The 13086-nt window shown below is 37.5% G+C and carries 9 protein-coding genes; 6 read left to right on the top strand and 3 right to left on the bottom strand.

Features of this window, described 5'->3' with window-relative positions; translation table 11 throughout:
• Positions 1–643: 643 nt before the first annotated feature.
• From AAFN87_RS13365 to AAFN87_RS13355, 3 genes are all read right to left on the bottom strand, one after another.
• On the bottom strand, positions 644–1957 hold the full coding sequence (locus AAFN87_RS13365; RefSeq protein ID WP_347791580.1) for an anaerobic C4-dicarboxylate transporter family protein: 1314 nt from the start codon (positions 1955–1957) through the stop codon (positions 644–646).
• Between the two features lie 620 nt (positions 1958–2577).
• Positions 2578–3735 carry a M20 metallopeptidase family protein gene (locus AAFN87_RS13360; protein WP_347791579.1) on the bottom strand — a complete coding sequence of 386 codons (1158 nt, stop codon included), beginning with the start codon at positions 3733–3735 and terminating at the stop codon, positions 2578–2580.
• Between the two features lie 80 nt (positions 3736–3815).
• Positions 3816–5240: a YfcC family protein gene (locus AAFN87_RS13355; protein WP_347791578.1), complete on the bottom strand. Its 1425-nt coding sequence runs from the start codon at positions 5238–5240 to the stop codon at positions 3816–3818.
• Between the two features lie 454 nt (positions 5241–5694).
• On the opposite strand from AAFN87_RS13355, the gene AAFN87_RS13350 reads away from it, so the two are divergent.
• The 6 genes from AAFN87_RS13350 to AAFN87_RS13325 all read left to right on the top strand — a co-directional run bounded on the left by AAFN87_RS13350 (position 5695) and on the right by AAFN87_RS13325 (position 13085).
• The gene (locus tag AAFN87_RS13350; RefSeq protein ID WP_347791577.1) at positions 5695–7110 is read left to right on the top strand and encodes an FAD-binding oxidoreductase; all 1416 of its coding nucleotides are present in this window, start codon (positions 5695–5697) and stop codon (positions 7108–7110) included.
• Positions 7097–8431, top strand: a complete 1335-nt coding sequence (locus tag AAFN87_RS13345; protein ID WP_347791576.1) for a (Fe-S)-binding protein — start codon at positions 7097–7099, stop codon at positions 8429–8431. Before AAFN87_RS13350 ends, AAFN87_RS13345 begins: the two co-directional genes overlap by 14 nt.
• Positions 8432–8473: 42 nt before the next feature.
• Positions 8474–9568: a CdaR family transcriptional regulator gene (locus tag AAFN87_RS13340; protein WP_347791575.1), complete on the top strand. Its 1095-nt coding sequence runs from the start codon at positions 8474–8476 to the stop codon at positions 9566–9568.
• A gap of 664 nt (positions 9569–10232) precedes the next feature.
• Positions 10233–11252, top strand: coding sequence for a DctP family TRAP transporter solute-binding subunit (locus tag AAFN87_RS13335; protein WP_347791574.1), 1020 nt, complete (start codon positions 10233–10235; stop codon positions 11250–11252).
• A gap of 13 nt (positions 11253–11265) precedes the next feature.
• Complete coding sequence (locus tag AAFN87_RS13330) at positions 11266–11763, top strand: TRAP transporter small permease (protein WP_347791573.1); 498 nt, start codon at positions 11266–11268, stop codon at positions 11761–11763.
• A complete protein-coding gene (locus AAFN87_RS13325) occupies positions 11760–13085 on the top strand; it encodes a TRAP transporter large permease (RefSeq protein ID WP_347791572.1) in 1326 nt (441 codons plus the stop codon). The genes AAFN87_RS13330 and AAFN87_RS13325 overlap by 4 nt, the downstream gene beginning before the upstream one ends.
• Position 13086: the final 1 nt, after the last annotated feature.

The following is a 13086-nucleotide window of genomic DNA, read 5'->3' as shown; positions in this document are numbered from 1 at the left end:
TATATAAATATTGGATTATTAAAACCTATCAGATATTAATACTTCTGTAGCAGATCAAATTATTTTCTTAAAATCGCCACTTTAATATGTATTTCGTAAAGCTTGTTAGTTAGAATGTTCCGGTGAAACGGCTTTTTCAATCATACCGTCGTCATTGATACAGAATAGCTACGCTGGAAAGCTTGGTGTTTTTGTATAGACTGACTAGAAAATTCAGTCCTTTGATAAAAAAACGTATATTTAGACTTGAACCCCACCTTAATGTTCGTGTTTTGCGGATTGTATGGATTATTATAGGGCATTTGAAATGAGGAGTCTACAAAAAAATAATATATTGATAAAGATGCATATAAAAACGAGAAAATAAATTAGTTTTTTGATAATAATTGGTATTGTGAAGTGAAAGGGGGGAGTGTGATTTAGTATTAATAAAGACTTTCAGAGAAATTAGAGATTGTGCGATTTTTTTATTGGAGCAATTATTTTTTTGAGGGAATACTAAAATAGGAATTAAAGAAAAGTTATAAAAAATATTAGCTTACACTTACCGTATTGGACGACCCCGTAAATGTTAGATGCCAAACTAACATTTACGGGGTGTTTTTTTGTCCGAAAGTCGGTGTGATTTAAATAAATAAAGTATTTAGAGTAAAATAGAACTTAGTAAAATACCAATGACAATGGCAGAGATTGTTGATACTAACCCAGGGAGCATAAAGCTATGGTTTAGAATATATTTTCCGATTCGAGTTGTTCCGGTACGGTCAAAGTTAATCGCGGCAACAACTGTTGGATAGTTTGGAATGAAGAAATATCCATTAACAGCAGGGAACATAGCAATTAATAATGCTGGACTAATACCAAGTGTTACACCAAGAGGCATAAGTGTTCGAACCGTTGCTGCTTGGCTGTATAGCAAAATAGATAGCACAAATAATGCAATAGCAAATAACCACGGGGCTGCTGTTACTAGTCCTGAAATAGAACTGTTAATAAGTTCGGCATTACCATTGAAGAATGTGTCACCCATCCACGCGATACCGAAAATAGCTACAACTGCTGAAGCTCCGGCTTTAAACACACTACCTGAAACAATTTCGTCAACATTTGCTTTACCGAAAATAATGATTAAAGCAGCAATTGTCAGCATAACGATTTCGATCGTAACTGGCATTGACATACGCGTAAATACACCTTCAACATCCCAACCAGGACGTAATTGTTCAAATGAACCTAGAATAACGATTAGTACTGCTGCAAGTAAGAATAATATAACGGAAAGTTTTGAAGCGGATGTTGGATTGAATGCTTTTTTATCTTGTTTAATTGGTGCTAAACCTTCTTCTAAGCGCTTCAAATAAATCGGATCATCTGGAAGCTCTTTTCCTTTTCTACTAACAACAAAAGCTCCAATCATACAGCCGATAAAAGTTGAAGGAATAGTAATCATTAAAATATCGAGTAAAGTAATTTGGAAATCAGCTAATAACGCTAATAAGGCAACAGTCGCTGCCGAAATAGGACTGGCGGTAATTGCTTGCTGCGAGGCAATTACTGCGATTGACATCGGTCTTTCCGGGCGAATACCAGATTCTCGGGATACTTCGGCAATTACTGGTAAAACGGAGTATGCAACGTGTCCAGTTCCTGCACAAAAAGTGAATACGTAAGTAACGATAGGTGCAATAAATGTAATCCATTTAGGATTTTTTCGTAATGCTTTCTCCGCTATATGAACAAGATATTCCATACCTCCAGCGGCTTGAAGAGCTCCAGCAGCCGTAATTACGGATAAAATCATAAGCATAACATCGATAGGTGCGGATGTTGGTTCTAGACCGAAAATAAATACAAAGATTGCTAATCCAACTCCGCCCATTACCCCAAGGCCAAGTCCGCCTAACCTAGCACCTATGAAGATACAGCTTAACAAAATCAAAAATTGTACCCAAAACATACTAATAATTTCCTCCAATCAAGAATGGTTATTTTCTCATGAATAGAACTTTTAGTTTTTCAAGAATGATTTTGTATGAATCTTTCGCAAATGAATTTTATATTACGTAAGATACGACATAAAACGACAAAAAGTAAGTATTTTTATTATAAATACGGAAAATTGTCAAATTTATAATATATTTTTCGTCAAAGTAATTTAACGAATAGTTATTTTGAAAAGCAGAAGGTGGCGAGTGCATCTGTCAGCTACGCCTTACGCCCGCGTTTGACTAGGGAGATTATTTTTCGCGTTCATTGTGAACGTAAAAGAGAGAAGAATGATTTAGGTTATGAAAAGGAGAAATTCATAAATTAGTCAAATTGAGTTGGGGAAGTTTAATATTTTTCAATTAGACAATAGCTCGCTGCTTTTTTCTAGTTTGGTTAAAAATACTTAAACCTATTCCTTCGGGGATATTTGTAGGAATAGGTGTTGCACTAGTATTGGAATAGACATTTTTAATTTTATGATTAGTAAATTTAACTAGATATTTTAGATTGTCATCTTAGCGATTTTAAGGCAAATACAAAAAAGGCGATTCATCTCACGTAATGTGGGATCAATCGCCTTTTGTTTATTTATGCATATAAAGCTAAACGAATCATTAGTTCTATTCCAGCTGGTATCGCTGCTTCATCAATATCAAATTTCGGATGATGGTGAGGATACTGGCTTTTTTCACTTTGCATCCCTACGTTAATAAAGGCACCTACTTTTTCTTTTAAGTAGTACGAATAATCTTCTGCGCCGAGAACAGGCTCAAATGGTAAAAAGACATCTTCACCAAACGTTTTTTCGATGATTTTTTGAGCAACTTCACACGCTTCTGGATGATTGTATAAAGGAGGTGTGCCTTCAATGAATTGATAATGGCCAGTTGCGCCAAAGCTTTCACAAATCGATTTCGTTAGTTGCTCCGTTTTTGTACGCATTAGCTCAGCACCTTCATATGTTAATGCACGTATGGTACCTTTTAAATGTGCTTTATCAGGAATGACGTTATATGAATTTCCAGCTTGTATCCCGCCAAATGAAATAACACCTGCATGTAACGGATTTAAATTTCTACTAACGATCGACTGGAATGCCTGAATCAGATGAGTGGCGATATAGATAGGGTCTACAGTTTCGTGCGGGCTACCCCCATGTCCGCCTTTTCCTTCAATGACAATTTCAAAGTCATCGCAGGATGCCATTGCAGGACCTGTCGCAAAACCAATTTTCCCAAGCGGCATATTGGACATATAGTGAATGCCGTAAATAACATCCACTCCGTTTAATATGCCTTCTTCAACAAGCTGCTTCGCCCCACTTGGTGATGCTTCTTCAGAGCTTTGGAAGATTAGCACGATATTATTTTTTACTAAATGCGGGTGAGAGCTCATCCATTTCGCAACTGCGAGTAATGTTGCTGTATGTCCGTCATGACCACAACCATGCATAATGCCAGGAACTGTTGAAATATAAGGTTTGTCTCCTTCTTCATACAATGGAAGGGCATCCATATCCGCTCGTAGTGCAATCGTCTTTTTGCCCTCTGTCCCTTTGAAATACGCAATAACATTAGGTGCAGAAAATTTTGGATCGACCGGGATGCCAAATTCGTCTAACTTCGCTTTTACATATGCAGCCGTTTCATACTCTTGCCCAGATAGTTCAGGGTACATATGAAAATGTCTGCGTTGCTCAATTGTCCAAGCAATTAAATCTGAATCTATAAGTTTTGTTTTGTCCATGTTGAAACCCCCGTTAGTTGTTTTCAATTACGCAAAAGAAAAACTAAAATCAGCAAGAGTTGGACCTCTTGCTGAAGTAGTTAAAACGGTCCGTATTGAATGACTTGTGCAATAATTAAGAAAAGAATTGCGATGACGATTTGAATAAATACTAAAGGTAAAACCCATTTTACCCATTTCGTATAAGGAACACCTGCAACAGCGAGTCCAGCAAGCAATGTGCCTGATGTAGGGAAAATAGCATTGGAAATACCGTCTCCGAGCTGGAATGCAAGTACTGCAGTTTGTCTTGTTACGCCTACAAGGTCAGCTAAAGGTGCCATGATTGGCATCGTAAGTGCTGCTTGTCCACTTCCTGATGGGACAAAGAAGTTGAGGAATAACTGTAAAAAGAACATACCGATAGCGTTAAAAATCGGTGAAAGCTGACTTAAAAGAGTTGAAGCGTAAAATAAAACAGAATCAATAATTTTCCCGTCTTGAATAACAACGAGAATGGCTTGTGCAAACCCAATAATTAAAGCCCCGCCAATAAGGTCTTTTGCACCGTCAATAAAGCTGTCTGCCATTTTGTTCGGACTTAGTTTACCAATAACGCCGATAATGATACCAAATAATAGGAACAAAGATGCTATTTCAGTTATATACCAACCAAACTTAATAACCCCGAATATTAAAACGACAAAGTTCAGTAAAAAGATAGCTAAAATCCATTTATGACGAGTTGTTAGTTTAACAGTAGTATCGACATTTGCTGAACTAGATGTTTGAACGTTTCCATTAAATCTTAGTTTAGGATTCGTTTTGACTTTTCTCGCGTATCGGTAAACAAAAATGACGCCAGCTAGGTACAATGCAACGAATAATACAAGTCGAAGGCCGATTCCTGAGAATGTAGGTAACTCGGCAATACTTTGGGCGACCCCAATATTAAATGGATTTAAAACAGCACTCATGAATCCGATATTTGCACCGACTGAAACAACGGCAAAACCTACAATAGCATCTAGCCCTAAAGCAATAGCAAGTGGAGTAATAATCGCAATGTATACGATGGTCTCTTCAGCCATCCCCATTAATGCGCCGCCTACTCCGAAAAATAGCATGAGTACAGGAATGAGTAGTAATTCTCGATTAGATAATTTTGATGTTAAAGTGAGAATCAACGCATCAAGTGCGCCTGTAGTTTTTAAAATACCAAAAGCCCCACCAATAATTAATATGAAAAAGATAATTCCAGCACCATTGGCCATTCCTGTATGAATACTAGTAAAGATATCAAAAAAACCGACTGGTGACTGATCTGTAAAATGAAAAGAATCTGGAACGACAACAGTACGACCGTCTTGTTCTACTCGGTCATATTCACCAGCTGGCATAATATATGTCAAAATAGCGGAAATAACAATGACAAAGAAAAGTAAGACAAAGGCATTAATATTGAGTGCTTTTTTTTCTTTGCTTTGAGGATGATTTTGCTGTGTATCTTCGATGTTTTTCTTCATCTCATAAGCTCCTTATAAATACTCGCGTGAATTTTTATTCATTTGATTGTAAGATATATTCATCTTTTGTGCAAGGTAATTTTATTATTTCATAAAAATAAAGTTATAGAGTTGGTGGGGGAAATCACTATTAATGCACGGTATATAACAGCTACGAAAGTCCTGGTTCGCCCGTGGGACATCGAATTTCGCTCATGGGAGACGCCATTTCGCCCGCGGCAAGCGGACTTTTGCCCATGGGACCCGTTATTTCGCCCGTGGGACCCCGACTCTAGCACGCGGCACATCATTTCACAACATGAAAAATCCGTCCCACCTCGCCTCTAATTTATACTACCGATACAAAAATCCAAACGTAATGTTCATAAATTTAATCTCCTAGACTATATATTTTAAAAATTCAAAATAATAAAATTGTTATAAAACAACAAAAAATGGCTTGAGGTGACTCTTATTGAATAAACAAGCGTTAGAAAAAATCATCCGAATTATTGGGAAGCAGCATGTTAAAAACTCGGTGGCACAGTTATTAGCCTATTCATATGATGCGACAGCTAATTTTCAGAGATTGCCAGAGCTCGTCATTTCTCCTGCCAATGCGGAGGAAATTTCTGAAGTAGTAAAAATTTGTAATGAATATATGATTCCGATTGTACCACGTGGTTCAGGAACGAATTTGGCAGCTGGGACCGTTCCACATGATGGAGGCATCGTTTTCCTCTTTAATCGAATGGATCAAATAATAGATTTTGATAAGGAGAATTTAACGATTACTGTACAGCCGGGTTTAATATCAGCAAAGCTCTGTGAATTTGTAGAGGGGAATGGTTTATTTTACCCACCAGATCCGAGCTCAATGAAGATATCGACTATTGGAGGCAATGTAAGTGAAAATTCAGGGGGCTTGCGCGGTCTAAAATACGGTGTGACGAAAGACTATGTAAAAGGCTTGCAAGTTGTCCTTCCGAACGGTGAAATCTTGCAAACCGGTGGGAAGCTGGCAAAGGATGTTGCGGGTTACGATTTAACTTCCTTATTAGTTGGATCTGAAGGGACGCTAGGAATTATTACGGAAATTACGCTGAAGCTCATTCCTTTACCACAACATAAAATGACTAGTATTGCGTATTTCAATTCACTAGAGGATGCTGCTAAAACTGTTTCAGCTATTATCGCGAGTAAGATTATTCCTGTCACACTAGAGTTTCTCGACAAAAAAACAATTGCTGCTATCGAACAGTTTATGCAAATAGGCTTGTCCACTGAAGTCGAGGCAATGTTGCTATTAGAGCAAGACGGTGACCCACATCAAGTAGAACGTGATGTGAAAGAAATGGTTAGAATTGCAAATGATAATGGTGCTATCTTTACACAAATTGCCAAGGATGAGCAGGAGGTAGAGCAACTTAAGACGGCTAGACGAGTAGCTTTATCCGCCTTATCTAAACTTCGCCCAACTGTAATTTTAGAGGATGCCACAGTTCCAAGGTCAGAACTAGCGGAAATGGTAAGGAGAATTAATGCCATAGCTGAAAAGCATAATGTCGATATTGCTACATTTGGCCATGCGGGTGATGGCAATTTACACCCAACTTGTTTAACGGACATTCGCAATCAAGATGAAATGCAACGTGTTGAGGAAGCATTTGAGGAAATATTTGAAGCGGCTCTTTCACTAGGTGGCACAATAACTGGAGAACATGGTGTAGGGGAAATGAAGTCCCCTTATTTAGAATGGAAGATTGGTCCGGTTGGAATGGCTGTAATGAAATCTATTAAACAGGCATTCGATCCAAACAACATTATGAATCCGGGAAAAGTATTTGCTAAAGAAACTAAAAAAAGAGTGGTGGTCCATGTTGGAAACTAGCTTACAACAAAAGATGCAGCAGTCATTTGAAACAAATGTAGATGAAAATTTATTGCTCGATTGTATGCGCTGTGGTTTCTGTCTGCCAAGCTGCCCAACTTATATTCATCTAGATAGTGATGAATCCCATTCTCCTAGAGGGCGCATCGCATTAATGAAAGCTGTTCGTGATGGTGTTATCGACTGGGATCACTCGGTAGAAAATGCCTTTGATGTTTGCTTAGGGTGCCGTGCATGTGAGCCAGCTTGTCCTGCTGGCGTACAATATGGTGCGTTAATTGAGCAAACACGTGAAGCTGTCCAAATGGCTAAATCGAATTCGCTTCTTGAAAAAACGACGAGAAATATTGTGTTTAACCATTTATTCGCCAACCAAAAAAACATGAATAGAACGGTTAGCTTAGTTAAAATATATCAAAAAACGGGCTTACAAAACGCACTAAGAAAAATAGGCTTCATCAACTTATTCCCTTCCCATTTACAATCAATGGAGGCTTCTTTACCGCCTTTAGCAAATAAGGTAGAGCCATTAAAACAAGTACAAACATCTTTGTTAAAAGTAGCATTTTTTGTTGGCTGCTTAATGGATACGCTCTATAAAGAAACAAATGACAAAACGATTGCTTTACTACAAATGCTCGGGGTACAAGTAGAAATACCTGACAATCAAGGGTGTTGTGGTGCTCTGCATGGTCATAGTGGTGAGCTGCAACGAGGAATGCAAAATATTGTGAGAAATGTCGGAGCTTTTGATTCGGATGAATATGATTACATCGTTAATAATGCGGGTGGCTGCGGGGCTTTTTTAAAAGAGTATGAAAAACACTTGAAAAGTGATGATCGGTACCGTGATAAGGCAAGGCGCTTTTCAGAAAAAACAATCGATATTGCTAGCTTACTTGTGAGAGCGGGGCTGCTAGACTTTTTACTATCCATACCTACAAGTGAAGAAAGGATAATTGTAACGTACCAAGATTCTTGTCATTTACGAAACGTTAATAAAGTAATCGCAGAGCCAAGAGCCATTTTGCAAGCGTTGCCAGGAGTGGAATATCAAGAACTAGCCGATGCAAGTACGTGCTGCGGCTCCGCGGGCATATACAACTTAGTGCAGCCCAAAGTAGCAGGCGGAATTTTAACAACTAAAATGCAAACGATTAAGCAAATGAACCCAACTGTTATCGTTACAGCGAACCCTGGTTGTTTGTTACAAATACAAGCAGGAATCCACCGAGAAAAACTTCAGTCAGAGATGCGCGCTACACATATTGTCGATTTTCTTTATGAATGTATCACAAAGAATGGTAGAATAGTTGAGTAGTGTGAATTTTCAGATATAAATGGTGTTTTGGGGGTGGGGCGGATGTTCGATTTGCAAATGATTGGTACTAAAATTGTGGAAGAGCTAGGTGTTTTAATCGATCAACATGTCGTTGTTATTGATCACAATGGCTTTATTATTGCGAGTACTGACACGACCCGGATGAATCAGTTTCATGAAGGCTCACTCATTGCGATGAAAGAAAAAGAAGCTATGCATATGACAAAAGAGCTGACATCGAAATTAAGAGGAGTGCGTGAAGGAATGGTTATGCCACTTGTTATTGAAGATACGCCAATAGGAGTCATTGGTGTGACAGGGCAACCTTCAGAAATCGAAAAATACGGGAAGCTTGTACAAAAAATTACACAATTATTTGTGGAGGATTTTTTAATGCGGCAGGAAAAAGAACGTGAAACGAGGATGTTTGAGTTCTTTTTACTAGATTTGCTAAACGGTCGGGTTGATAAAACACTCCTTGAACAAAGAGCAGAAATGCTTAATATTGACACCGAACTATATGACCGAGTCATCATTATCCAATTGGAAAGGCGATTCGACATTAAGGAAATTGATTATTTGAAAAATATCCAAATTATTCATCCGCAATTACATATATTTCAGTGGAGTTTCGACAAACTTGTCTTGCTCGTACCGAAAGTAACGCGTGCACATTTAGAGGAAACACTTATTTCGTTTAATAGAAAACTAGAAAAATTATTTAAAGATGATATTTTTATTGGAGTCGGGAATACTCAAAGTTTTTATCAACTTAAAGATTCATTTAAACAAGCGACTATTGCTCTTTCCGCTGTAACAAAAAATAAGACAATTGTGTTCGAGGAAGACTTAAAGCTGGAACTGTTACTAGCGGATTTAGAGGAACAAAAAGTGCGTAATTTTTTATCACGAACAATAGGGCCAATATTACGCGAGGATGAATTAATATTAAATTTAGAGATGTGGCTCAAATGCAATGAATCATTACAAGATATTGCGGATGCGCTTCACATCCATAAAAATACGCTGAAATACAGGCTTAAGAAAATTGAAAAGCTACTAAACTTCGATATTAATAATAATGAACATAAAGTAGAACTAATGATTGCGATTTCTTTATACAGAAAATATTACTAATGCTCAGAGAGGGCCCGAAAAACTAAATAGTCGTCATTTTTTTAGTAAAATCTAATTACAAGCATGCTGATTTACCTTTTATTGTTAAAGGGCATATTGGAATGAATTGATTTCCGCTACGGCTGAGGCTAACACGCTGTTGGTCACGAATACGTTGCCGCTGTCGCTTTGCTTTCGCGCAGATAAATTGTCACTTGATGTGATGTTTTTAGTATTCGTTCCAATAATATTTATATAATCAACAAAACTTTAATCACTACCGAAAGTACGATTTCTCCTTTGTTAGAGACTCTATAACAATAGGTTCAGAAGGAAAATACTTTAACAATCGCGCCTTGCATGAAGCGCAAAAACGAGTCGTATAAGACAGTACAACTGGCTTGTGCGTCTCGTGCGCTAGCGCGATTGTTTTGACAAATAAATCAACAGAATGTTAGATCATTGTTTAGTTAGAAAGCGAATTTCATCATAAAATTTCAGGTAAATACAATTTTTCATTGCCCTCCGCTCAGTTTGGGCGTTTTTTTATTTACGAAGGACAAAAAATGACAGCATAACAGTTTATTTTTATTCTTAGAGTACATATATTTAGAGTTTTCAGAATTATAGAATTATTATTGAGCCGAAAGTTTCCGGTTCAATAATTTTGCTAGGGAGATGCTATATGAAAAATTTACTAAAAGGGAGATATATTCTCTTAGTAATGCTATTAATTTTATCGACGGCGTTAGCAGCCTGCGGAGGAGAAGAAGGCGCAAGTACTGAAGGAAAAGCACACAAATTAAAAATGTCAGTAACCGTATCGGATTCATCCACTTGGTATATAGCTGCGAAAAAATTGGCAGAAGATGTGTCAAAGGAAACAGATGGTCGAATTACGATTGATGTCTTTTCAAATGAGCAATTATCAGGAGGAGATTCTGGTAAAGCCGTTGAAGGATTGGCTAAAGGATCAATCGATTTAACATTTAACTCAACAATCATTTATTCCATTTTAGATGCTCGTTTTGGCGTAGCAAGTGCACCATTCTTATTTAATAACCACGAGGAAGTAGATAAAGTATTTAACGGTGAAGGTGGAGAAAAGATAAAAGAAATTTTAGCTGAAAAAGGTGTTCAAGCTTTAGGTTATGGCGAAAATGGCTTCCGTCAATTAACGAATAGTGTTCGAGAAGTTAAGTCACCGGAAGATTTAAAGGGGCTAAAAATTCGTATTCCAGGTATTACAATGTACACAGATTTATACCGTGCTTTAGGAACAGACCCAGCAACGATGACATTCTCTGAAGTATTTACAGCACTACAACAAGGAACAATTGATGGACAAGAAAACCCTATTGACGTTATTTCTTCTTCTAAATTAAACGAAGTACAAAAGTATTTAACACTTTGGAATTATTCATATGATCCACTAGTACTAGGGATGAATAAGAAACTTTATGATTCTATGAGTGAAGCAGATCGTGAAATGTTTGACCGACTTGGCAAAGAAGCCGCTGCGTATCAGGTGAAGATTGCACGTGAAAAAGAAGCAACACAATTAGAAGACCTGAAGTCAAAAGGGATGACTGCCTATACGCCAACTGAAGCTGAAATCGCAGCATTCAAACAAGCTTCTCAATCGATATACGATAAGTATACAGACGTTTGGGGAGAAGATTTATTAAAAGCATTTACACCATAAGAGGAGGGATTTTATGAAAGTATTAGATTACTTTGAAGAGATATTACTATGCATTACATTTGTTGCTATTACGCTCATTACGTTTGCTAACGTAGTCTCTCGTAATTTAGTAAACTTATCCCTCTCTTTTACGGAAGAAATAACAGTCAATTTATTAGTGTTACTAACATTTGTAGGAACGGCTTTAGGTGTGCGTAGATATGCACACCTAGGCTTTACATTGCTGTATGACAAGGGAAATAAAACAACAAAAAAAATTATCGTCCTTGTTTCTTCCCTAGCGAGTGGATTATTATTTGCGATACTTCTTTATTACGGAACGGATATGGTTCTATTCCAAATGAAAGTTCAACAAACAACTCCTGCATTAGGGATGCCACAATGGCTACTATCATTAGCTCTGCCACTTGGTGCTCTACTTTGCTTAATACGCACAGTGCAAGTGACGTTTGAAGAATTGAAGGAAGTAGAAAGGCAAGCAGAGGAGCCTAAAGGAGATGAGTTAACATGACAGCATTATTACTTTTTGGCTCTTTTATTCTATTAGTATTTTTACGTGTACCGATTGCTGCATCTTTAGCCGTAGCTTCGATTATCGTTATGTTTATCTCAAATGGGTTAGCGGGCTTTGAGGCAGTAACAGATATTATGTATACAAGTGTCGCAAAGTTTACGTTACTGGCAATTCCATTTTTCATATTAGCTGGGGTCATAATGGATCATATTGGTATATCGAAGCGACTAATCGATTTTGCACAAACATTAGTTGGTCACCGAAAAGGCGGAATTGTCCTTGTAACCGTCTTAGTTGCTATTTTCTTTGCTGCGATTTCTGGTTCAGGTCCTGCAACAGTTGCTGCTATAGGAGGTATTTTAATTCCAGCGATGGTGTCCAATGGCTATCGTAAAGAAACTGCAGGTGGCTTAGTGGCGAGTGCAGGTGCCATTGGAATTATTATTCCGCCTTCAATTGCTTTTATCATCTTTGCGGTTGTCGCAGGTGATCAAATTCCAATTACGATTAACCGTTTATTTATGGCTGGGGTTATTCCAGGGATATTAGTAGGGATAGGATTATTCATAGCCGGTATGTATGTACGAAATCGTGATGTGAAGCGTGGCTTATTTAACAATGAAATAGAAGCAAGTATGCGCAAAAGTACTAATAAAGAGCGCTGGGATGCTTTTTTTAAAGCGGTTCCAGGGTTGATGATTCCCGTTATTATTTTAGGTGGGATATATGGTGGTTACTTTACACCAACTGAATCAGCTGTAGTAGCTGTTGTGTATGGGCTTCTCGTTGGTTTATTTATTCACCGTAAAGGCTATTTAAAAATGATGTACCGTATTTTTATTGAATCAGCACTGCAAACAGCGGTCGTAATGATTATCGTAAGTGCGGCTTCAGTCTTTGCTTACATCGTGACAACTGAACAAATTGCTTTATCTATATCGAATGCAGTATTAGGCATTACGGATAATAAGATTATGATTTTACTATTAGTAAATATCATTTTACTCATTGCAGGTGCGTTTATTGATGCTATTTCGGCCTTTTATATTTTTGTACCGATTTTGCTCCCGATTATGTTGTCGTTAAACGTAGATCCTACTGTATTTGGCGTATTTATGACAATTAACTTAGCAATCGGCTTATTCACACCACCTGTAGGGCTTAATTTATATGTTGCTGCGGGCTTATCGAAATCAAATATTATTGAAATTTCAAAAGGGGTAGTACCGTTTATTATTGCCTCTATTATCGTGTTATTACTTGTGACATATGTTCCTGTTCTATCAACGTTTTTACCAGATTTACTTGGCGTTAAGTAAT

This window comes from Solibacillus sp. CAU 1738, from assembly GCF_039888725.1.
In the GTDB taxonomy this organism is placed as follows: Bacteria; Bacillota; Bacilli; order Bacillales_A; family Planococcaceae; genus Metasolibacillus.
Note: the sequence above shows the minus strand (reverse complement) of the source record. Positions and strands in the feature narration are given on the sequence as shown.

Excerpts from the sequence above, each read along its gene's own strand:
- AAFN87_RS13325 (WP_347791572.1), top strand. The coding sequence starts at position 11,760 with ATGACAGCATTATTACTTTTTGGCTCTTTTATTCTATTAGTATTTTTA.
- AAFN87_RS13330 (WP_347791573.1), top strand. The coding sequence starts at position 11,266 with ATGAAAGTATTAGATTACTTTGAAGAGATATTACTATGCATTACATTT.
- AAFN87_RS13335 (WP_347791574.1), top strand. The coding sequence starts at position 10,233 with ATGAAAAATTTACTAAAAGGGAGATATATTCTCTTAGTAATGCTATTA.
- AAFN87_RS13340 (WP_347791575.1), top strand. The coding sequence starts at position 8,474 with ATGTTCGATTTGCAAATGATTGGTACTAAAATTGTGGAAGAGCTAGGT.
- AAFN87_RS13355 (WP_347791578.1), bottom strand. The coding sequence starts at position 5,240 with ATGAAGAAAAACATCGAAGATACACAGCAAAATCATCCTCAAAGCAAA.
- AAFN87_RS13365 (WP_347791580.1), bottom strand. The coding sequence starts at position 1,957 with ATGTTTTGGGTACAATTTTTGATTTTGTTAAGCTGTATCTTCATAGGT.
- AAFN87_RS13360 (WP_347791579.1), bottom strand. The coding sequence starts at position 3,735 with ATGGACAAAACAAAACTTATAGATTCAGATTTAATTGCTTGGACAATT.
- AAFN87_RS13345 (WP_347791576.1), top strand. The coding sequence starts at position 7,097 with ATGTTGGAAACTAGCTTACAACAAAAGATGCAGCAGTCATTTGAAACA.